The organism is Clostridium isatidis (assembly GCF_002285495.1).
Lineage (GTDB): Bacteria > Bacillota > Clostridia > Clostridiales > Clostridiaceae > Clostridium > Clostridium isatidis.
This window is the reverse complement of record NZ_CP016786.1, coordinates 2,521,594-2,542,750: the sequence shown is the minus strand read 5'-3', so window position 1 is coordinate 2,542,750 and position 21,157 is coordinate 2,521,594. Positions and strand designations below refer to the sequence as shown.

The 21,157-nt window shown below is 27.1% G+C and carries 21 protein-coding genes; 20 read left to right on the top strand and 1 reads right to left on the bottom strand.

Annotated elements, in window-relative coordinates; genetic code table 11:
- Nucleotides 1–278 precede the first annotated feature (278 nt).
- A complete protein-coding gene (locus tag BEN51_RS12085; protein WP_119866279.1) occupies nt 279–1,508 on the top strand; it encodes an MFS transporter in 1,230 nt (409 codons plus the stop codon).
- 300 nt (nt 1,509–1,808) lie between these two features.
- Here the strand turns inward: BEN51_RS12085 and BEN51_RS12080 are convergent, their stop codons facing one another.
- Nucleotides 1,809–2,414, bottom strand: a complete 606-nt coding sequence (locus BEN51_RS12080) for a hypothetical protein (RefSeq protein WP_119866278.1) — start codon at nt 2,412–2,414, stop codon at nt 1,809–1,811.
- Nucleotides 2,415–2,751: 337 nt separating this feature from the next.
- On the opposite strand from BEN51_RS12080, the gene BEN51_RS12075 reads away from it, so the two are divergent.
- From BEN51_RS12075 to BEN51_RS11990, 19 genes are all read left to right on the top strand, one after another.
- Nucleotides 2,752–4,887, top strand: coding sequence for a BglG family transcription antiterminator (locus BEN51_RS12075; protein WP_119866277.1), 2,136 nt, complete (start codon nt 2,752–2,754; stop codon nt 4,885–4,887).
- 28 nt (nt 4,888–4,915) lie between these two features.
- Nucleotides 4,916–5,737, top strand: a complete 822-nt coding sequence (locus tag BEN51_RS12070; RefSeq protein WP_119866276.1) for a transketolase — start codon at nt 4,916–4,918, stop codon at nt 5,735–5,737.
- A gap of 12 nt (nt 5,738–5,749) precedes the next feature.
- The gene (locus tag BEN51_RS12065; RefSeq protein ID WP_119866275.1) at nt 5,750–6,676 is read left to right on the top strand and encodes a transketolase family protein; all 927 of its coding nucleotides are present in this window, start codon (nt 5,750–5,752) and stop codon (nt 6,674–6,676) included.
- 123 nt (nt 6,677–6,799) lie between these two features.
- A complete protein-coding gene (locus BEN51_RS12060) occupies nt 6,800–7,246 on the top strand; it encodes a PTS sugar transporter subunit IIA (protein WP_119866274.1) in 447 nt (148 codons plus the stop codon).
- Nucleotides 7,247–7,258: 12 nt separating this feature from the next.
- Nucleotides 7,259–7,543 carry a PTS sugar transporter subunit IIB gene (locus BEN51_RS12055; RefSeq protein WP_119866273.1) on the top strand — a complete coding sequence of 95 codons (285 nt, stop codon included), beginning with the start codon at nt 7,259–7,261 and terminating at the stop codon, nt 7,541–7,543.
- Between the two features lie 34 nt (nt 7,544–7,577).
- A complete protein-coding gene (locus tag BEN51_RS12050; RefSeq protein ID WP_119866272.1) occupies nt 7,578–8,834 on the top strand; it encodes a PTS ascorbate transporter subunit IIC in 1,257 nt (418 codons plus the stop codon).
- A gap of 26 nt (nt 8,835–8,860) precedes the next feature.
- Entirely contained in the window at nt 8,861–9,508 is a 648-nt protein-coding gene (gene fsa, locus BEN51_RS12045; protein ID WP_119866271.1) for a fructose-6-phosphate aldolase, read from the top strand.
- 547 nt (nt 9,509–10,055) lie between these two features.
- Nucleotides 10,056–10,700 carry a fructose-6-phosphate aldolase gene (gene fsa, locus BEN51_RS12040; protein WP_119866270.1) on the top strand — a complete coding sequence of 215 codons (645 nt, stop codon included), beginning with the start codon at nt 10,056–10,058 and terminating at the stop codon, nt 10,698–10,700.
- A gap of 143 nt (nt 10,701–10,843) precedes the next feature.
- The gene (locus tag BEN51_RS12035) at nt 10,844–11,452 is read left to right on the top strand and encodes a DUF3793 family protein (protein ID WP_119866269.1); all 609 of its coding nucleotides are present in this window, start codon (nt 10,844–10,846) and stop codon (nt 11,450–11,452) included.
- Nucleotides 11,453–11,472: 20 nt separating this feature from the next.
- Nucleotides 11,473–11,742: a hypothetical protein gene (locus tag BEN51_RS12030; RefSeq protein ID WP_119866268.1), complete on the top strand. Its 270-nt coding sequence runs from the start codon at nt 11,473–11,475 to the stop codon at nt 11,740–11,742.
- Nucleotides 11,732–11,863, top strand: a complete 132-nt coding sequence (locus tag BEN51_RS14105; protein WP_257789684.1) for a hypothetical protein — start codon at nt 11,732–11,734, stop codon at nt 11,861–11,863. The genes BEN51_RS12030 and BEN51_RS14105 overlap by 11 nt, the downstream gene beginning before the upstream one ends.
- A 108-nt stretch (nt 11,864–11,971) precedes the next feature.
- Complete coding sequence (locus BEN51_RS12025) at nt 11,972–12,457, top strand: spore coat protein (protein WP_119866267.1); 486 nt, start codon at nt 11,972–11,974, stop codon at nt 12,455–12,457.
- Between the two features lie 153 nt (nt 12,458–12,610).
- Nucleotides 12,611–13,861, top strand: coding sequence for a Y-family DNA polymerase (locus BEN51_RS12020; RefSeq protein ID WP_119866266.1), 1,251 nt, complete (start codon nt 12,611–12,613; stop codon nt 13,859–13,861).
- Nucleotides 13,862–13,935: 74 nt separating this feature from the next.
- Nucleotides 13,936–14,409 (top strand): methylated-DNA--[protein]-cysteine S-methyltransferase, encoded by a 474-nt coding sequence (locus BEN51_RS12015; RefSeq protein ID WP_119866265.1) that lies wholly within the window; start codon nt 13,936–13,938, stop codon nt 14,407–14,409.
- A 223-nt stretch (nt 14,410–14,632) separates the two neighbouring features.
- On the top strand, nt 14,633–16,657 hold the full coding sequence (locus BEN51_RS12010) for a methyl-accepting chemotaxis protein (RefSeq protein ID WP_119866264.1): 2,025 nt from the start codon (nt 14,633–14,635) through the stop codon (nt 16,655–16,657).
- A 215-nt stretch (nt 16,658–16,872) separates the two neighbouring features.
- Nucleotides 16,873–17,133 (top strand): hypothetical protein, encoded by a 261-nt coding sequence (locus tag BEN51_RS12005; protein WP_119866263.1) that lies wholly within the window; start codon nt 16,873–16,875, stop codon nt 17,131–17,133.
- A gap of 170 nt (nt 17,134–17,303) precedes the next feature.
- The gene (locus BEN51_RS12000; protein ID WP_119866262.1) at nt 17,304–18,593 is read left to right on the top strand and encodes a methyl-accepting chemotaxis protein; all 1,290 of its coding nucleotides are present in this window, start codon (nt 17,304–17,306) and stop codon (nt 18,591–18,593) included.
- A gap of 122 nt (nt 18,594–18,715) precedes the next feature.
- Nucleotides 18,716–20,158 (top strand): FAD-dependent oxidoreductase, encoded by a 1,443-nt coding sequence (locus tag BEN51_RS11995; protein WP_119866261.1) that lies wholly within the window; start codon nt 18,716–18,718, stop codon nt 20,156–20,158.
- Nucleotides 20,148–21,032: a tocopherol cyclase family protein gene (locus BEN51_RS11990; protein WP_119866260.1), complete on the top strand. Its 885-nt coding sequence runs from the start codon at nt 20,148–20,150 to the stop codon at nt 21,030–21,032. Before BEN51_RS11995 ends, BEN51_RS11990 begins: the two co-directional genes overlap by 11 nt.
- Nucleotides 21,033–21,157: the final 125 nt, after the last annotated feature.

Below are 21,157 nucleotides of genomic sequence, written 5' to 3'. Positions count from 1 at the left end.
TTTATGCTCCTAATTATTATTTAAACTATTACTAATATATTCAAATATAAAATTTTTGATATAATCAAAATTTTACAAAATATTAATGCCAGTAGTTGTATAGAATTATATAATAATGTAGTATAAGTCTAATTTGTTTTCTATTATAATTAATTTATAAATTATATAAAGAGGTGGATTGTGCTATGTATTTATAGTATAAATTTAAGATAAAAAATTATAATATTAACTATTCAATAATTAATATTATAAAATCAAAAGAATAGGAGATATAATATATGAATAATAACTGGAAGAAGAATATTATATTATTTTTGACTACCCAGACAATATCGCTTTTAGGCTCTTCATTAGTTCAATACGCAATTATGTGGTATATTACCCTAGAAACACAATCAGGAACTGCTATGACAATATCTATAATTTGTGGATTTTTACCTACGCTTTTTCTTTCGCCTTTTGGAGGAGTATGGGCAGATAGATATGATAGAAAAAAGCTAATTGCTATTTCGGATTCCTTTATTGCAATATCAACATTAATATTAGCAATACTATTTTTAAGAGGATATGATTCTATTTGGCTTTTATATTTAACTTCTTCGATACGTGCTTTAGGATCAGCGATACAAACTCCAGCGATAAATGCACTTATACCACAAATTGTTCCAGAGGATAAGCTTACAAAAGTAAATGCAAGCAATGGAAGTATTCAATCTTTAGTTATGCTTATATCACCAATGTTAAGTGGGGCTTTATTAACAATGACTACAATCGAAGTTATATTTTTTATAGATGTAATTACAGCTGCAATAGCAGTTTCTATTTTAGTTTTCTTTTTACATGTTCCAGTTCATGAGAAAGCATTAAAAAAACAGGAAAATAGTTATTTTGGCGATATGAAAGAAGGATTAGAATATATAAAAAATCATAAATTTCTTAAGGAATACTTTGTATTCTGTGCATTTTTCTTTATTCTAGCTGCACCTGTTTCATTTCTAACTCCGTTACAAGTTACCCGTAACTTTGGAAATGATGTATGGCGTTTAACAGCAATTGAAATAACATTCTCTGTTGGAATGATGCTTGGTGGTGGTATTATGGCTGCTTGGGGTGGTTTTAAAAATAGAGTTTATACAATGGCTTTTTCAACCCTTATTATGGCATTATGCACTATTGCATTAGGAATTGTACCTTCTTTTTGGGTTTATATTTCTCTATTTGGATTATTTGGAATGGTTATGCCAATGTTTAATACACCTTCTACAGTTTTAATACAAGAAAAAGTTGAAGAAGAGTTCTTAGGAAGAGTGTTTAGTGTTTTGAGTATGATAACAAGTGTTATGATGCCTCTTGGAATGTTAGTATTTGGACCAATGGCAGATTATGTTGCAATAGAAAAAATGCTTATAGTAACTGGTATATTAATATTTATAGAAGGTCTTATTATGAGAGGAAGCAAAGTTTTAATTAAGGCAGGAGAAGAGAAAGAGTTGACAACTGATAATTAAGAGTTGTCAACTCTTTCAATTTAAAATTAACCATATTTTAAATTAAATCCAAATTTATTTATTAATTGTTTGGTTAAAAAACCCTAAAAAATAGTTCTTCTGAAAAGCCCGTTTGTAAAAAGTATAAATTAAAATGTGCTGTATACTGTTTGTAAATTAGTCCTATTTAAGAAAGACCACCGATCTTTTTAATTAACAGTTATAGCCTGTCAATTTCGTATATTGTCGGTGGTCTATATTTTTTATAAATTATATTTTAAATATTTATTAAAAATAAATATTTAAAATACACTTATAATATTAGCATTTATCAACGTATTCTGCTGAAACTTTAATTGTAAAATCAAGTGTATGGCAAACTTTATTCTTTGGAAGATCAAATTTTACTTCTTTCTTAAATACGCCACAGCCCTTATCGGAATGTGATTTTTTATTTTTACGCAATATTGCCTTAAATTCTTTAGTTTCAATTACTTTTCCAGATTTATCTAATAAGGCAACTTTTACCTTGAATTTTCTATTAAAGCAAACATTTTTTAGAACTATTTTTGCTTTTAAGTCTCTTTCTAAACAATTACCTAAATCTACAGGTTCTGTATCTACAGCTTTACATAATTCACAAGGATTAAAGTGGATTTTTGTAGAAGATTTACATTTATCCTTATCTTTGTCATCCTTCTTATCATCTTTCCTATTATCTTTTTTGTTATCTTTCTTGCCATCTTTTTTATCATAATCATCTTCATAGTCGTAGTCAAAGTCATAATCATCTTCATAATCGCAATCATAGTCTTTGTCATAATTATCTTCATAATCATCTTCATAATAATCCCAGTCATAATCTCTATCGTCATATCCACATGAATATTCATAATTGACCATATTGTATCTTCTCATATTATCCATATTATCGTTCCTCCCAATAATAAATTATTATCATTTGTTGTTTGGCCTTTATTCTATATATTGAATTCTTATATATAGATTCTTAACATATAAAAACATTTAGTAAATTCAATCTATATATAAAGAACTTTAAATTATTAGAATAAAGGATTATTGTTTTATCTATAATCATATTATGCCTTTAATATAATATGTGTTACAGCTTTATTAAAATGATTTAATTAATAATAAAATAAGTTCATATTTTCACATTTAAACAGAAAAGAAAGATTATAGTAAACGGTTAAAGAAAAAAATATAAATATATATAATTAAATTATAAGAAGGAGTGATAAGTATGGAGCTTAATAAGGATTGCATGGAGATACTTCAATATATGATTAAAAATAATAATTATATAAAAGTTGAAGAATTAGCGAAAAAATATAATCTTACAGATAGAGCTATAAGATACAAAATAGATAAAATAGAAAAATTTTTAATTAAAAATGGATTTGGATATTTTGATAAAAAGTATGGTAAAGGTATTAAGGTAACTAATAGTAAAGAACTTAAAGCTTATATAGATAAATTTGTATCAGAAGACACTCCATATAAATATGCATATTCAAAAGAAGAAAGAGAGCTGTTTATAACTTTAAAACTTCTTCAGGCAAATGATAATATGAAACTTAAATATTTTGAAGAAAAGCTTTGTATTTCCAAGAATACTCTTTTAAAAGAAATAGATGATGTAGAAGAATTTTTAAGCAGATATAATCTTAAATTAATAAGAAAATCTAAAGTAGGACTTTATATTGAAGGTAATGAAAATTATAAAAGAAAGGCAATATTGGATATTATATCTCAAAGTGTTTCAGCTGAGGATTTTGTGAAATATGTTTCTAAAAAATCAAGTGAATCTAAAATTAATAAACTTCAATTTGATACTTTATTTACTGATATAGATATAGATTTTATCGATAGTTTAATAAAAGAAGCTGAACAAAAATTAAAAAGAGAGTTTAGTGATGAGGCTTATGGAGGGTTAATGACCCATTTAGCAATTATGATAAAAAGAGTTCAAATAGATAAGGTTATAAGTAAACTTGAATTTAATAATGACTTTGTAGAAAATACCTTGGAATATGAAGTAGCATTAGAAATTATTAAGAAAATAGAAGATAAATATAAAATAGAGGTTCCAAAGGATGAGATTTCTTATATAGTAATTCATCTTTTAGGAGCTAAAGTTGTTAATAATAGTTATCAAGTTGACAGTAAGGAAGATAATAAACTTTTGCATATTATAGATTTTATGACTAAATATGTAGAGTCTTATTACAAAATTAATCTAGATGAAGAAAGGGAATCTTTATACCAGGGCTTATTATTACATTTGAGACCAAGTTTATATAGGATAAAATATGGTTCTAAAATTGTAAATCCACTTATTGAAAGAATAAAATCTGAGCAATCTCAATTATTTAAAGTAGTAACTTTAGCCTGCAAATATCTTGAGGAGTATATAGATAATCAATTGGGAGAACATGAAATATCATATATAGCACTTCATTATGCAGCTGCAATTGCTAGATATAAGCAGAAAAATAATAGAAGAGCAAGATTAATAGTTGTTTGTGGGTCGGGAGTAGGTTCATCTAAATTAATTGCATCTAAGATTATAGAAAAATTTAATGTAGAAATATTAGGTACTTATGGCAGTAGAAGTGTTACAAGTGAAATGAAGAATAATTGCGATTTTATTATAAGTACTTTAGATATTCCTAGTTTAAATAAAGATGAATATATAAAGGTTTCTCCATTAATTACAAATGAAGATTTAAAGAAACTTGAGAAATATATTATACCCATTGCAAAGCCTAAAAAAGATAATGGGGAAATTTCTTTGCTTAATAGAATTTTAGATAAAGTTAAAAAGTACTGTGAGATTAATGATGAAGAACAATTAAGATATGAAATACTATATGAAATGAAAAAACAAGAAGAACTAGATGAAGAAATAGATAATGATTTTAAAGAAAAGTATTTTTTAAGAGATTTTATAAAAAGAGAAAATATTGAATTAAAAGTAAACTGCAAGGATTGGAAAGATGCTATATCTAAAGGGGTAGATATTTTAATAAGAAAAAATAATGTAACAGAAGCATATAAGAGTGAAATAATTAAAAAATTAGAAGAACTTGGACCATATATGGTTATAGCTCCAGGAATATGCTTATCTCATATTGATATGGTAGATGAAATTGATAAAACATCAATGAGCCTTATAAATTTGAAATATCCAGTTAAATTCAATAGTGAGTTTAATGATCCTGTAAGGTTGATTTTAACCTTTGCATCTAAGGATAAAGAATCTCATCTTAATGCTTTGTTGGGATTTATGAATTTAATAAATAATCCTGAGGACAGAAATAAATTGTTTTTTGCCTCATCTAAAGATGAAGTTATAGATGTAATTAAAAAATATTAATAAAAGTCTATTAAAGGAGGAAGAAGTTATGAAAAAGCAAGAAATTAGTTTTCTTGAAGAAAAATGTAAAGAAGTGAGAAGACTTATATTAAAAGAAATTCATAGTATTGGAAAGGGTCATTATGGTGGTTCTCTTTCAATAGTAGAAGCTCTAGTTCTTCTTTATAATAAAGAAATGAATATTAATGTAGAAAATCCTAAAATGGAAGGAAGAGATAGATTAGTTTTATCTAAGGGACATGCAGGCCCAGCTCTTTATGCAGTATTAGCAGATAAAGGATATATATCAAAAGAAGAATTATTAACATTAAATAAGGGAAATACCAATTTACCAAGTCATTGCGATATGAATAAAACTAATGGAGTAGATATGACAACAGGATCTTTAGGACAAGGAATAAGTTGTGCTGTTGGTATGGCAAAGGCCTCCAAGATAAAGAAAGATAATGCATATATTTATTGTATTGTAGGAGATGGAGAATGTGATGAAGGAGAGGTTTGGGAAGCAGCATTGGCGGCTAGTTCTTTTAATCTAAATAATTTAATTGTTTTTGTTGATTATAATAAAATGCAATTAGATGGGAAGCTAGAAGATATAATAAGAATGGATAATATGGATAAAAAGTGGGAGGCTTTTGGGTTTTTTGTTCAAAATATTAAAAATGGCCACGATATAGAGGAAATTCATGAAGCAATAGAAAAAGGTAAAAAGCAGGATAAGCCAGTTGCAATTATATTAAATACAGTAAAAGGAAAAGGCATATCTGTAATTGAAAGTGCAGGATATAAAAATCATAGTATGGGATTAACTGATGAGCAATTTAAAAAAGCATTAGAAGAGTTGAAATAGGAGGATAAAACTATGGAAATGAGAAAAGTCTTATGTAGTGTTATAGAAGAATTAATGCATAAAGATGAAAGTATAGTATTTATGGATGCAGACTTAGCAGAAGCAAATGGCACAATGCCATTAAGAACTATTTTTCCAGAAAGAGCTTTTGATGTTGGAATAAGTGAACAAAATATGGCAGGAATGGCAGCCGGAATGAGTGCTTATGGAATGAAACCATATATTTGCACCTTTACTTCATTTGCATCAAGGAGAATATGTGATCAAATAGCTATTTCTATGGCCTATGCGAAACAAAATGTGAAAATTATAGCTACGGATGCTGGTATAGCAGCTGAAACAAATGGTGGAACCCATATGAGCTTTGAAGATATTGGAGTATTAAGAAGTATTCCAGGTATTACTATTATAGATGTTGCAGATGAATTTCAACTAAGGGAAGTATTATATAAAACTGTTGATTATAAGGGAGTTGTTTATATAAGAATAACTAGAAAAGAGATTCCAAAAGTTTATGATGAAAATTATAAATTTAATTTATTAAAGGCTGATGTTTTAAAAGAAGGAAAAGATATAACTATATTTTCAACAGGATTAATGACAAGTTTTGCATTAGAAGCAGCAAGTCTTTTGAAAGATGAAGGTATAGATGTTGAAGTTATTTCTGTTCCTACTATTAAGCCTATAGATAGGGATACAATAGTAAATTCTCTTAAAAAAACAAAAAAAGCAGTTACAATTGAAAATCATAATGTAATAGGTGGATTATATAGCGCTATTGCAGAAGTTTCTTGTAGGGAATTTCCTAGTTATATAAGAGCTTTAGGAGTACAAGATCACTTTGGTGAAGTTGGAACTATGAATTTTTTAAGAGAAAAATATAACATGACCGTTCAAGATATAGTTAATGAATGTAAAAAGATGTTAAGTTTAAATTAATATAAAGTTCAATTTTTCAAAATTTATTTGAATGTAATAGTGCTGTAAACATATTCATTGTTAGGATGGAAGTTAATATAATAAAAATATGCAGAAGGTCAAAGAAATGGGAGATATGAATATATGTTAATAGATATACTAAGAGAAGAACTAATAAAATTAAATGTAAAATGTAATGATTGGAAGGAGGCGATAGAGGAAGGTGCTTATTTATTAGAAAAGGAAGGCATAGTAAATAAAAATTATAAAGAAGCAATAATAAATAATTTTTATGAATTAGGACCATATATGGTAATAGCCCCAGGAATTGTATTATCCCATGCAAGACCGGAAGCTGGAGTAAATAAGAATGGAATTAGTATTCTGACATTAGAGAGTCCTATAGAATTTGGAAGTGAGTTGAATGATCCAGTTAAATTAATAATTACGCTAGCAGCCAAGGATAATACAAGTCATTTAAGTTCTTTATCGAAATTAATGGAAATTCTAATGAATAGTGACCATTTAAACTCTATAATCAATGCAAAGAAAGTTCAAGAAGTAGTAGAAATTATTAAAAGGTATAATTAGGAGGGATTAATTATGAAAATTTTAGTTTGTTGTGGATCAGGGTTAGGAAGCAGTTTTATGATTGAAATGAATATTAAAAATGTGTTGAAATCTTTAGGAATAGACGGAGTAACTGTGGAACATTCAGATTTATCATCAGCAAAAGGTATTAAGGCAGATATTTATGTAGGTACAAGAGATATAGCTGTTAGACTTGAAGGATTAGGTGGAGAAGTAGTATCTCTAAACAATATGATAGATAAAAAAGAATTAGAAGATAAGTTAGTAGAAGTATTAAAAAAATTAAATTATATTTAAATATAAAAATTATTAATTAATAGGGGGATAAAATATGTTAGATTTTATAGTTGATATACTTAGTGAACCATCTGTATTGGTTGGATTAGTTGCACTTATAGGATTAATATTACAAAAAAAGTCTGTTACTGATTGTATTACAGGAACAGTAAAAACAATAATGGGATTTTTAGTTTTAAGTGGTGGAGCTGCATTAGTACAAGGAGCACTTGGTTATTTTGGACAGATGTTTGAGTATGGATTTGGAATGACTGGTATAGTTCCAAATAATGAAGCAATAGTAAGTGTTGCTCTTAATGATTTAGGAAGAGAAACAGCTTTAATTATGGCTTTAGGTATGGTAGTTAATATTTTAATTGCAAGATTTACAAAGATGAAATATATATTCTTAACAGGTCATCATTCATTATATATGGCTTGTATGTTAGCAGCAATTTTATTTGCAGGGGGAATTAAGGGAACAGCTGCAATAGTTGTAGGTGCATTATTATTAGGATTTATTATGGCAGCAATGCCTGCAATGCTTCAACCTTTCATGAAAAAGCTTACAGGATCAGATGATGTTGCATTTGGACACTTTGGTACTTTTGGATATCTTGTAGCAGCATTAGTTGGAAAGGTTGTTGGTAAAGACTCTAAATCAACAGAAGAAATAAATTTTCCACAAGGTTTAACATTCTTAAGAGATACATCAGTTGCAATTTCCTTAACTATGTTAGTTTTATTCTTAGTTGTAGCAATAGCAGCAGGTCCAGAATATGTAGCAGAAATTAGTGGTGGACAAAACCTTTTAGTATTTTCTTTAATTCAAGCTATAACATTTGCTGGTGGGGTTTATGTTATACTAGCTGGTGTTAGATTAATTCTTGCAGAAATAGTTCCAGCATTTAGAGGAATTGCTATGAAGTTAGTTCCTAATGCTAAACCAGCATTAGACTGTCCAGTAGTTTTCCCTTATGCACCAAATGCAGTTTTAATAGGATTTTTATCAAGCTTTGTTGGTGGTATTGTTGGCTTATTTATACTATTAGCATTAGGTGCACCAGCAATTTTACCAGGTGTTGTTCCTCATTTCTTCTGTGGAGCTACTGCAGGCGTATTTGGTAATACTACAGGTGGTAGAAGAGGAGCTATAATAGGAGCTTTTGTTCATGGATTATTAATAACATTCTTACCAGCATTATTGATGCCAGTGCTAGGAGATTTCGGATTTGCAGGCTCAACATTTAGTGATGCAGATTTTGGAGTATTTGGAATATTAATAGGAAAGATATTAACATTATTCCAATAATGCTGTTTTAACTTAGGAGGTAAATTATGAAGTTATTTTTAGATACAGCAATAGTTGATGAAATAAAAAGAGCTAATGATATGGGAGTGATTAGTGGAGTTACAACAAATCCTACTCTTATAGCTAAGTCAGGAAGAGATTTTATAGAAGTAATAAAAGAAATTACATCCATTGTAGATGGACCTATAAGTGCAGAAGTTATGGGAAATACTGCAGAAGAAATGATAAAGGAAGGATTAGAACTTTCAAAAATTCATGATAATATAGTTATTAAAATTCCTATGTGTGAAGAAGGTTTAAAAGCAACAAAGGAATTAAGTAAAAAAGGAATAAAAGTAAATGTAACACTTATATTCTCATCAGGACAAGCTTTATTAGCTGCAAGAGCAGGTGCTAGCTTTGTAAGTCCATTCTTAGGAAGACTTGACGATATTGGATTTGATGGAATGTATTTAATAGAAGAAGTTGCTAATATTTTTAAAGTTCAAGGAATTAAAACTGAAATAATAGCAGCAAGTATAAGAAATCCAATTCATGTTTCAAAAGCAGCTATGCTTGGCGCAGATATTGCCACAATTCCTATGTCAGTATTAAATCAAATGATGAAACATCCTCTTACTGATTCAGGAATTGCAAAATTTATTGCTGATTGGAACAGTGTAAACAATATATAAAATTAAACAAGAATCTACATTATAGAACAATAAAACAATGTCTATATGTAGATTCTTTTTTATATAAATAGAACAAATAAAGATTCAGCTAACACTATTATAAATAATTTATTATATATAAATAATCTTTCGACTAAGTATACACAAATCACTACTCATAATAGTACTTCGCTCCACCATATAAGATATTTACACAACCTTATTTAACCTCACAGCCAAATAACATCATTACAACACCTTATATGATGTTATCTCAACTATATATGATAGATTGGAATATTATTATAGTAAAAGAATATTAATAAATCTTCGACCATAATAACACTTTTCTCCACCATATATAATCTACTAAAAGGAACCAAATCATTCTTCTGGAGCCAAGAATAGTTTAGTTCGTGATGAATCTTTATTTGTTCCACAATAATATATTTACCAATTTTCTTATTAGTATTCTGGTAATTTATTCTTAAGAATGATATTATTTTAATATAGAGATATAATAGTTAGAGTATTATATTTTTAAAATTAAAGGATAGGAGGATTTATGATGAAATTTTTTCTGGATACAGCAAATGTAAAGTATATCAAGGAAATTAATAGCTTGGGTGTTATAGCTGGGGTTACTACAAATCCATCATTGATTGCAAAGGAAAAGAAAGGGCTAGTTGAAACTTTAAAGGAAATAGCTTCAATAGTAGATGGTCCAATAAGCGGTGAGGTTATTAGCTTAGAGTATGAAAATATGATAAAGGAAGCAGAAGATTTAGCATCTATTCATCCTAATATAGTAGTTAAAATACCTATGACTTACGATGGATTGAAATCGGTTTCTTATTTATCAAAAAAAGGAATTAAAACAAATGTTACTTTAATTTTTTCTGCAGCACAAGCATTGCTTGCAGCTAGAGCAGGAGCTACTTATGTTTCACCATTTTTGGGAAGATTAGATGATATTGGTTCTAATGGATTAATATTAATTAAAGATATTAGTGAAATATTTAATATTCACGGAATACAAACAGAAATAATTGCTGCATCAATAAGAAATCCAATTCATGTAATTGAGGCTGCAAAACTAGGAGCTCATATAGGAACAGTTCCTCCATCAGTAATAAGAACTTTATTAAAGCATCCGTTAACTGATATAGGAATAGAAAAATTTATGGCAGATTGGAAGTCTGTGAATAATTAAAAATATAAGAAGTTTTATATTAAAAGGCTGTTTTTACAGCCTTTTTTAGTTAAAAAATTTATAGCATACTATTATAGTTTATTGGAAAAATAATTTATAAAAGAAGATTTATATTTTACTAAAGATAATCGACAGGAGATGCTATGAATATAATAGAATTTTATAATAGTTTAAATATAATTGATCCCAAAGAAGCAATAGAAAGATTTTTATTATTTTATAGTTCTTTAGTTATTGTAGGAATAAAGCCTTCTGTAACAGTTGCTATTAAAAAAAACAACCCTAATTTTTATAAGAGCTGGCTTAAATATGGGAATAAGTTTTTAAATAAATTAAACTTAGAGTTTATAATTTTAAGAGAAAGCAATAACTCCATAATATTATTAATTTTTGATAGAGAAATTTTAAATAAATATCTTTTTAAAAAGAGAAATATTAAGTTTTTGAAGAAGATAGGCTATCGAGAAAATAGAGATTTAGATTATTATCTAAGAAAATTAAAGAATAGATATCATCAATATAACTGTCCTCATGAATTAGGAATTTTTTTAGGAATACCAGTTGAAGATGTTATTGATTTTATAGAAAATAATAAAAAATGTTTAGGAGTTGGCTACTGGAAAATATATAATAATTATGATAAAGCAATTGAAATTTTTAAAAAATATGATGAAGTAAGGAATAAAACAATAAATTATCTAATGAAAGGGCTTCCTTTAGAAAGGATAATAAGAAATATTAGTGTTCTATAATTAAAAATAAGGAGAATAGAATGGATAATAAGGTTATAGACCATAAAATTATTTTAAAAAGATATATTAGTGAAATAGACTATGAAATAATTAATAAATTAAAAATAAATGGAATGGTTCATCCTATATGGAGAAGAAGAGAATCTTTACAAAGCTTTGTTCTTTGGCTATTGAGGAAAGTAAAAGAAGAAAGCAAAGCTTTTATAACAGGTTTTGGAATTGTACCTGATTTTAGAGCTAATGGGTATGGAAGACAAGCGTTATATACTATGTTTAAACATGTTGAATAAAGAAAATATATTTAATGTTGAATTAGATGTAGAAGTTAAAAATAAAAGAGCTCTTAATTTATATATATATTGTGGCTTCAAAGAGGAATCGGTTATGAATTATTATGAATATAGGGGTTAGCCTATATATGCTTTGGGTAAATAATTAATATATCCTCTAAAAAATCCTTGATTTGTGTAAGGTATAAAAGAGAATAATTTACACAATATAATATTGGAGGTGTTTATTATGAATTTTACTTTAACTCAAAAAGAAAGAATGTTACTTGAAGATCAAAAAACTCATGAGCAAATTTGTATAGAAAAATATAGTAAGTATGCATGTGAAGCTCAGGATCCACAATTAAAACAAATACTTAAGGAAAATGAGCAGGCAGAAAGAACCCACCTTGCTACTATTAATCAATTATTAAATGGAACAATCCCTCAAATGAATCAACAGCAAGGACAACAAAATCAGGGTATGCAACAAGTTCAAGGAGCTAATATACAGCAAAATCAAGCTTCTCCTCAAGGAAAATTATCTGATAAGGATATATGTACAGATTTATTAATGACAGAAAAATATGTTTCTGGAACTTATGATGTTGCAATTTTTGAATTTGCAAATCCTCAAGTGCGTGATGTTTTAAATCATATACAAAAAGAAGAGCAACAACATGGAGAAAAAATATTTAATTATATGCAAAGCAAAGGATTATATAATGTTCAGTAAATAAAAGCTGGCTTTTTAAGTCAGCTTTTTATTTATTTAAAGCTATCTATAATTTTAAATAATAAGTTAAAAACTTTATATAAAATAAAGGTATTTACAATCGAACGTATGTTTGTTACCATAAAAGGAGAATATACGTTTGGAGTTGATATAATGAATGAAAATCGAATAATCTTTCATATTGATGTTAATTCTGCATATTTATCTTGGACAGCAGTAAAGTTTTTACAATACGGTGGGGAGGTTGATATTAGGAATTTACCCTCTGTTATTGGGGGAAGTGAAAAAAATAGACATGGAATAGTTTTAGCAGCTTCAATACCTGCAAAACAATTAGGAATAAAAACTGGAGAAACTATTCATTCAGCTAGACAGAAATGTAGTAACTTAAAAATATATCCTCCAGATTATAGTTGGTATTTAAAAAGCAGCAATGCATTATATGAGCTTCTAAAATCTTATTCTCCATTTACTGAAAGGTATAGTATAGATGAATGTTTTATGGATGTAACCCATTTTAAAGATAACTATCTAAAAACAGCTGAAGAAGTAAAAGGTAGAATATCAAAAGAACTTGGATTTAATTGTAATATAGGCATTTCAAGTAATAAATTATTAGCTAAAATGGCAAGTGATTTAAAGCCTAAAAACAGTATTCATACTTTATTTAAATTTGAAATAAGAGATAAGATGTGGCCTCTTCCAGTTGAAAATTTGTTTATGGTAGGAAAAGCAACAGAAAGAAAATTAAAAGATTTAAATATTAATACTATTGGAGAATTAGCAAATTATGATGATAATATTTTAAGAGATAAGTTTAAATCTTATGGAAAGATAATAAAGGATTATGCAAATGGAATTGATAATTCTCAAATTAGAAAATCTTATAATTTAGATATTAAAGGAATAGGAAACTCAACAACAATAGCTTATGATATTATAAACGAAAAAGAAGCCTTTAACATATTATTATCTTTAACAGAAAGCGTTGCTTTAAGGCTTAGAGAAAGTAAAAAATTATGTTCTGTAGTTGTAGTTAGTATAAAAACAAGTAATTTTATACATTATTCTCATCAAAAAAAAATTGCAACTTCTACAGATTCTACTAATTTAATATTTAATGAAGTTAAAAGTTGTTTTAGAGAAATGTGGAATAAAGAAAGTATAAGGAGTTTAGGAGTAAGGGTAACAAATCTTTCAGATTTAGAGTATTATCAAGAAGATTTATTTAATTATAAGAAAGTAGAAAAAGAAGCTAAGCTAGATAGAGCTATAGATTGTATAAGAAAAAAATATGGAAATGAAGCTGTGATAAGATCAAATTTTTTACATTCTGGAGTAAGACCTTTAAGTGGAGGAACAGGATCATTTTATGATTATCCTATGATGAGAAGTATATTATAATAAAACAAATAGTAATTGAAGTAAAGATAATATATAATTAGATATAAATTAGAATACAAAAATAGGTGATGAGTATGATAAGTGGATTTTGTTATGAAACAGTAATAGGTGAAATAACAATTATAGATAATGGAGAGGCAATTATAGAACTTGATTTTGGAAATAACTTAAATAAAGATATAGAAATAAAGGAAACTGAATTAATAAAGAAAGCAAAAAAACAATTAGATGAATATTTTAATGGAGAAAGAAAAGAATTTAATTTACCTTTGGAGCTAAAAGGAACAGAGTTCCAAAGAAAAGTTTGGAAGGCATTAATTAATATACCTTATGGAAGAACAAAAACATATAAGGAAATAGCTATTGAAGTTGGCAATGAAAAGGCATGCCGAGCTGTAGGAATGGCAAATAATAAAAATCCAATAGCAATAATAATTCCATGCCATAGAGTTATTGGATCTAATAATAAATTAGTAGGCTATGCTGGAGGATTAGAATTAAAAGAAAAACTTTTAAGTTTAGAAAAAACAACTGTTAAAACATTGTAATATATTAAATTTGGAAATAAGGGTTATAGTTTGTAACCTTTATTTTTTTATAATATGTTTATAAATATTTATAATATAACTTACTAAAATATTACAAATAAAAATATTGACAAAAGTTTTAAATATAAAATCGAATTATGTACAAAAATATCTATTTTTGTTTTAAATTACATTGTATAATGATTAAATAAAACAAATAAAAAATAAATTAGGGGGTATATATATGAAAAAAGAAAAATTAGTAAATATGCAGCAGAAGTCCATGAAGTATCAGCTAAGAATTCTTTTAATCATTACAGCTATTATTCCAATTATTTTAATTGAAGTAGTAAATATTTATTATATTAGAAGAAATATTCAAATTCAGACTTCCTTTGTAATAGAAAATGAAGCAAAGGCAATAAGCAGTGTTATAGATAATGGAAATGATAAGATTTTTGCTGATTTAGAGAATTTTTCATTACAAAAAGATCTTATGAAATTACAAGGAAATAATAAAACTAATGAAATGGAGAGTATTCAAAGAGCATTAGAAAGTTACCAAAAAGTAAATCCCGATATTCTAAATGCCGCTATAGGTACAGAGGATGGTAAATTTTTAATGGCTCCTTATCAAGAAATTGATGAAACTTTTGATGCAAGAACTAGAGGATGGTATAAAGGTGCTATTAATAATCCAGATAAGGTGGTTATATCAGAACCATATGAAGACATAGTTACAAAGAAAATGGTTATTACATATTCTAAGGTTTTCAAAGATGAAGCAGGGGAAATAATAGGAGTTATATGTTTTGATAAAAATTTAGATAAACTTTCTGAACTTGTAAATAGCCAAACCTCGGATAATGGTTCTTTTGCAGCTGTGTTAAGTGGTGAAGGAAAAGTAATTGCTAGTAAGGATTTAGAATTAATAGGAAAAGATTCATCAGAACTTTCATGGATAGAAGATATTAAAAATTTAGAAACTGAAAAAGATGCTAGCGTAAAGATTGATGGGGAAAGCTATTCTGTTTATAAAGTAGTAGATGAGGAAAGTGGAATTGTTTCTGCTGTATTTATACCAAATTCAGAATTGATTAATAAAGTGCTAGAAGGAATAATAATACCATTTGCATTATTTGTTATTGCAATAATATTAAGTGCTGTTTTTTCAAAGATATTTACTAAAAAGCTTACAGAACCTATGAAGATGGTTAATAATGCTTTAAGTAAAATTAAAGATGGGGATTTTACCGTAAATGTAAAAGAAGATAATACATATACTAAAGAAATAAACTCTATGATAGGCAGCTTAAATGCCTTAGTTGGAAGTTTAGGAATATTATTAAATGGAATAAAAGAAGCAGCAGAAAATGTAGATGAGGGAAGTGTTTCTTTATTTGAAATAATAACAGAGTCTAATAGAGTAGGTGAAGAAGTTGCTAAATCAGTTCAACAAATAGCTGTAGGTGCAACAGATCAGGCAGCCCAATTAGATGAAGGTGCAAATGAACTTTCTGAATTAGAAAAGGGAATTAATATTTCAATAAGTAAAGCTAAGGATATGCTAAATAACTCAAAGGAAGTAAAAAAAGCAACAGATGACGGTACATATGCTATATCAAATTTAACAGATACATATGAAAAGAATAAAGAAGCTAGTATAAAGATGGCTGAGAAAGTAAATATTTTATCAGCTAAGTCAGAAGAAATAGGAATCATAGTTGATACAATACAAGATATAACAGATCAAACTAACCTTCTAGCCTTAAATGCTAGCATAGAAGCTGCTAGGGCAGGTGAAGTTGGAAAGGGCTTTGCTGTTGTAGCAGAAGAAGTAAGAAAATTAGCAGAAGAGTCTTCAAAATCAGCTAATGAAATAAATAATGTTATAGTAGAAATAAAAAACAGTATAAAAGAACTAAATGAACAAACTATAACCACTCAGAAGTTAAATAATGAAACGGGAGAAAGTTTAGATATAACAAAGGAAAAATTCTATATTATAGATACAAAAATTAAAGAATTAGAAGAGAATATTAATGATGTAAGTGAATCTTTAAATAAGATTACAACAAGCAAGGAAAACGTAGTTAATAAGCTTAGCAGCGTAGTAGCTGTATCTCAAGAAACAGCAGCAATAACTGAAGAAGTGAGTGCTGCTTCAGAACAACAATCTGCAGGATTAAACGAAATGACAGTACAAGCTCAAACTTTAAAGGAGTATGCCGGACTGTTAGATGAACTTATTAAAAAATTTAAAATTTAGGATTTATAAAATTAATTTAGAAAGGGAACTACGGTGTTAGTTCTCTTTTTTTGTAGAAATATTGGAGAAAATAATGGAAGAAATATATTTACAATTGAACGTATGTTCGCTATTATGAAAGGGGAATATATATTTGATATTGATGCTATAGTTATAGCTATTATTGTCCAATAATTAAAATACATTATGGGAGAATAATATAAGGAGTGCATTATATGAAGGTAGTTGCTAAGGAGATAGAAATGATAGCTTATTTTAAAAAAAGTGGGAAAATTGAGCCGTTAAAATTTAGAATAGAGGAAGATAACGAATATAAAGTAATAAAGATAAATAAAATAGTGAAAAAAAGTCAGGAAAGATTTTGCGGAAACAAAATGCTTGTTTTTACTTGTATTTCTATAATAGATAATTTAGAAAGAATAATGGAAATAAAATATGATGTAGAAAATTGTAATTGGCTTCTTTATAAAATCTAAAATATTAATAAAGTAAAAGCAAGATTTTATTTATTAGTATTATAGATGTAATAGAATTATATGTAGAAATTTGCATAATATTATAAAATTGCCTATCTATATTATGAAATTTATAATATAATATTATTATAAGAATAAGAGCTTTGTAAATAATAAGGGGGTTAAGATAAATGAATGATAATAAACAAAAGAAATCCTATTCAACTCTTAAAAAACAATTGAGAATTTTTTTAATAGCAATGTCTATCATTCCAATGCTTACATTAGATATTATAAATTTTATTGTATTTAAAGAAGCTTATAACTTTGATAGTGTTCGTATAATATTAATTGTAGGTGTTATATTTATTGTGTTAATAATTACAGAAGCAATTACAAAGAAAATTTCAGGTCCTGTTGCAGAAGTAGAAAGAGTTTTACATAAAATTAAAGATGGAGATTTTACAGAAACAGTAAAAGAAAATAAAAGTTATAGCAAAGAAATAAATTCAATGATTGGAAGTTTAAATATTTTAATAGATAATATGTCTCTTTTATTAAGAGGATTACAAGAAGCATCAGCTAATGTAAATGAAGGCAGTGATTCTTTATTTGAAATAATAAAGGAATCTAGCAGAGTAGGAGAAGAAGTTGCAAAATCAATTCAACAGATAGCAGCTGGAGCAACAGATCAAGCATCTCAATTAGATGAAGGTTCAAATGAAATTGCTATTTTAGAACAGGAAATAAATGCTACAATAGTTAGAGCGGAAGAAATGTTATCAACTTCAAGAGAAGTAAAAGCCTCAACTAATGATGGAACAGAAGCAATAAATAATTTAACCAATACATATGAAAAGAACAAAGAAGCTAGTATAAAGATGGCTGAAAAAGTAGATATTTTATCAACTAAGTCAGAAGAAATAGGAATGATAGTAGATACTATACAAGATATAGCAGATCAAACTAATCTTTTAGCCTTAAATGCTAGTATAGAAGCTGCTAGGGCAGGTGAAGTTGGGAAGGGCTTTGCTGTTGTAGCAGAAGAAGTAAGAAAATTAGCAGAAGAGTCTTCAAAATCAGCTAATGAAATAAATAATGTTATAGTAGAGATAAAAAATAGTATAAAAGAGTTATATCAACAAACTGTAGAAACTCAAAAATTAAACAATGAAACAGGAGAAAGTTTAGATATAACAAATGAAAAATTTAATATCATAGATACAAAAATTAAAGAATTAGAAGAAAATATCAATAATGTAAGTGAATCTTTAAATAAGATTACAGCAAGTAAGGATAATGTAGTTAATAAAATTGGCAGTGTAGTAGCTGTATCTCAAGAAACAGCAGCAATAACTGAAGAAGTAAGTGCTGCCTCAGAACAACAATCAGCAGGATTACAGGAAATGACAGTACAAGCTCAAACATTAAAGGAGTATGCTGATGCTCTAGAATCTATGATTGAAGGATATAAAATTTAATATAGATTAAATAGAAAATTTCAGTCCACAGTTAAAGATTAAACTTTAACTGTGTATTTTTTTATAAATATTTTTGTTTAAATATTAAAGTTTATGGAATAATAAGCAAAGAGGTGAATTATATGAAATCAGTTTGGCTTGAGAATTATAATATAGAAAAAAGAGAATCATTAAAAGGTAATATAAATGTAGAGGCAGTAGTTGTTGGTGCAGGAATAACAGGATTGCTAACAGCTTATATGTTACAGAAAAAAGGAGTAGAAGTTATAGTAATAGATAGGGGAAGGATACTAAATGGAAATACTAAGAATACAACAGCAAAGGTAACTATACAACATAATTTAATATATGATAAATTATTGAAAGAATTTAATGAAGAAAATGCTAAAAGATATGCAGAAGCTAATAGATTAGCTCTAGAAAATTATAAAAAAATAATAGAAGAAAATAAAATAGATTGTGATTTTGAAAATGTAGATGCATATGTGTATAGTTTAAATAATCCTGAAAAGATAATAAACGAATATGAAGCAGCAAAGAAAATAGGAATAGATTCCGAATTATTAGATGAAATTGAACTTCCTTTTAAAATAGCAAAGGCAGTAAAATTTAAAAATCAAGCTCAATTTAATCCTGTTAAGTTTTTAAATTTTATAGCAAAAGATTTAAAAATATATGAAGATACAAAGGCTATAGATATAAAGGATGGGTTGGTAATAACCAATAGAGGAGAAATTAAGGCAGAACATATAGTGGTAGCAACTCAATATCCAATAATAAATGTTCCTGGATATTATTTTTTAAGAATGCATCAAGAAAGAGATTATGTTATAGCGTTGAAAAATGCACAGAAATTAAAGGGAATATATAGAGATGAAAATGAAGAGGGATATTCTTTTAGAAATTATAAGGACCTATTAATATTAACAGGGGGTTCTGTTAGAACGGGAGCTAATGAAGAAGGAGGAAAGTATGATCAGCTTAGAGAATATGCAAAACAATTATATCCTGCTTCTATAGAAGAATTTAATTGGTCAGCTCAGGATTGTATGACTTCAGATTATATTCCATTTATAGGAATATACTCTGATGAAATGCCAAATGTTTATGTAGCTACTGGATATAATAAATGGGGAATGACTTCCTCTATGGTTGCAGCAATAATAATATCAGATAAAATAACAGGAAAAGAAAATGATTTTAATGAAATATTTTCTCCAAGCAGATTTGATTTAACTGCATCCATAAAAAATCTTACTAAGGATTTTGGAACAACTGTCTATAATTTTATAGCTCAAAAAATAAGCCTTCCAGAATCAGTTTTAGAAGATGTAAAATTAGGCCATGGTGGAATAATAACTTATGAAGGAGAAAAGCTCGGAGTATATAAAAATAATAAAGGAGAAGTGTTTACTGTCTCTAGCAAATGCCCGCATTTAGGTTGTGAGTTAAAGTGGAATCCTGATGACTTAGCTTGGGAATGTCCATGTCATGGTTCAAGATTTGATTATAAAGGAAACTTTTTAAATTCTCCAACAATAAAGGAACTAAAATATGAGGAGTAAAAATATCAACTACAAAAAGAAAAGATTTTTTGAAGGATGGTATTTTAAACATCAGTTTAATAACTTTAATATTGCTTTTATTCCAGGAATTAATATAGATAAAAATGGATCAAAATATGCATTTATTCAAATAATAACTGATAAAACTTCCTATTATATAACATATGACTATAAAGATTTTCAGGTAAGTGATGATAAGTCAATTATTAAAATAAAAGATAATATATTTTCTAAAAAGGGAGTTATTTTAAATATATTAACTAGTGAAATTATAATTAAAGGAGCTTTAAATTATAGTGATATTACACCTATTAAATATGATATAATGGGTCCATTTTCTATTATTCCTTTTATGGAATGCAATCATGGAATAATAAGCTTATATCATAAGATAAGTGGAAAGCTAAATATAAACTATAAAGAACTAATAATAGAAGATGGAATTGGTTATATTGAAAAGGATTGGGGAAGATCCTTTCCAAAGTCTTATATGTGGATTCAAGGAAATGATTTTAAAAATCAAAAAACCAGCATTGTAGTTTCGATAGCCGATATACCCTTTTTAGGATTTGAATTTAAGGGATGTATAGCGATTGTATATTATAAAGAAAAAGAATATAGAATGGCTACTTATAATGGAGTAAAGATAATAGACTATAATGAAACAGGATTAACAATAAGAAAAGGAAAATATAAATTGAATATAGAAATAGAGGAAAATTATCCTCAAAAATTATTAGCACCTAATGGAGGAGAAATGGTTAGAACAATATACGAAAATATATCTTGCAAAGCAAAGTTTACTTTTTATAAAGATAAAAAACAGTTATTTCAATTAGAAAGTAATAATGTTGGTTTTGAATATGTACAGTGAAAAGTTTTAAGAGACCGTTTTATGAGCAAATACATTATTGTTTTTATTCATAAAACGGTCACTTTGTTATATTTTAGTGAATGAATGTGAATTATTTTGAATAAAAATGATTTTTTTTTGAGTGA

What these genes read in the sequence shown, in the direction of transcription:
- BEN51_RS12085 (WP_119866279.1), top strand. Translation starts at nt 279, where the DNA reads ATGAATAATAACTGGAAGAAGAATATTATATTATTTTTGACTACCCAG.
- BEN51_RS12080 (WP_119866278.1), bottom strand. Translation starts at nt 2,414, where the DNA reads ATGGATAATATGAGAAGATACAATATGGTCAATTATGAATATTCATGT.
- BEN51_RS12075 (WP_119866277.1), top strand. Translation starts at nt 2,752, where the DNA reads ATGGAGCTTAATAAGGATTGCATGGAGATACTTCAATATATGATTAAA.
- BEN51_RS12070 (WP_119866276.1), top strand. Translation starts at nt 4,916, where the DNA reads ATGAAAAAGCAAGAAATTAGTTTTCTTGAAGAAAAATGTAAAGAAGTG.
- BEN51_RS12065 (WP_119866275.1), top strand. Translation starts at nt 5,750, where the DNA reads ATGGAAATGAGAAAAGTCTTATGTAGTGTTATAGAAGAATTAATGCAT.
- BEN51_RS12060 (WP_119866274.1), top strand. Translation starts at nt 6,800, where the DNA reads ATGTTAATAGATATACTAAGAGAAGAACTAATAAAATTAAATGTAAAA.
- BEN51_RS12055 (WP_119866273.1), top strand. Translation starts at nt 7,259, where the DNA reads ATGAAAATTTTAGTTTGTTGTGGATCAGGGTTAGGAAGCAGTTTTATG.
- BEN51_RS12050 (WP_119866272.1), top strand. Translation starts at nt 7,578, where the DNA reads ATGTTAGATTTTATAGTTGATATACTTAGTGAACCATCTGTATTGGTT.
- fsa (WP_119866271.1), top strand. Translation starts at nt 8,861, where the DNA reads ATGAAGTTATTTTTAGATACAGCAATAGTTGATGAAATAAAAAGAGCT.
- fsa (WP_119866270.1), top strand. Translation starts at nt 10,056, where the DNA reads ATGAAATTTTTTCTGGATACAGCAAATGTAAAGTATATCAAGGAAATT.
- BEN51_RS12035 (WP_119866269.1), top strand. Translation starts at nt 10,844, where the DNA reads ATGAATATAATAGAATTTTATAATAGTTTAAATATAATTGATCCCAAA.
- BEN51_RS12030 (WP_119866268.1), top strand. Translation starts at nt 11,473, where the DNA reads ATGGATAATAAGGTTATAGACCATAAAATTATTTTAAAAAGATATATT.
- BEN51_RS14105 (WP_257789684.1), top strand. Translation starts at nt 11,732, where the DNA reads ATGTTGAATAAAGAAAATATATTTAATGTTGAATTAGATGTAGAAGTT.
- BEN51_RS12025 (WP_119866267.1), top strand. Translation starts at nt 11,972, where the DNA reads ATGAATTTTACTTTAACTCAAAAAGAAAGAATGTTACTTGAAGATCAA.
- BEN51_RS12020 (WP_119866266.1), top strand. Translation starts at nt 12,611, where the DNA reads ATGAATGAAAATCGAATAATCTTTCATATTGATGTTAATTCTGCATAT.
- BEN51_RS12015 (WP_119866265.1), top strand. Translation starts at nt 13,936, where the DNA reads ATGATAAGTGGATTTTGTTATGAAACAGTAATAGGTGAAATAACAATT.
- BEN51_RS12010 (WP_119866264.1), top strand. Translation starts at nt 14,633, where the DNA reads ATGAAAAAAGAAAAATTAGTAAATATGCAGCAGAAGTCCATGAAGTAT.
- BEN51_RS12005 (WP_119866263.1), top strand. Translation starts at nt 16,873, where the DNA reads ATGAAGGTAGTTGCTAAGGAGATAGAAATGATAGCTTATTTTAAAAAA.
- BEN51_RS12000 (WP_119866262.1), top strand. Translation starts at nt 17,304, where the DNA reads ATGAATGATAATAAACAAAAGAAATCCTATTCAACTCTTAAAAAACAA.
- BEN51_RS11995 (WP_119866261.1), top strand. Translation starts at nt 18,716, where the DNA reads ATGAAATCAGTTTGGCTTGAGAATTATAATATAGAAAAAAGAGAATCA.
- BEN51_RS11990 (WP_119866260.1), top strand. Translation starts at nt 20,148, where the DNA reads ATGAGGAGTAAAAATATCAACTACAAAAAGAAAAGATTTTTTGAAGGA.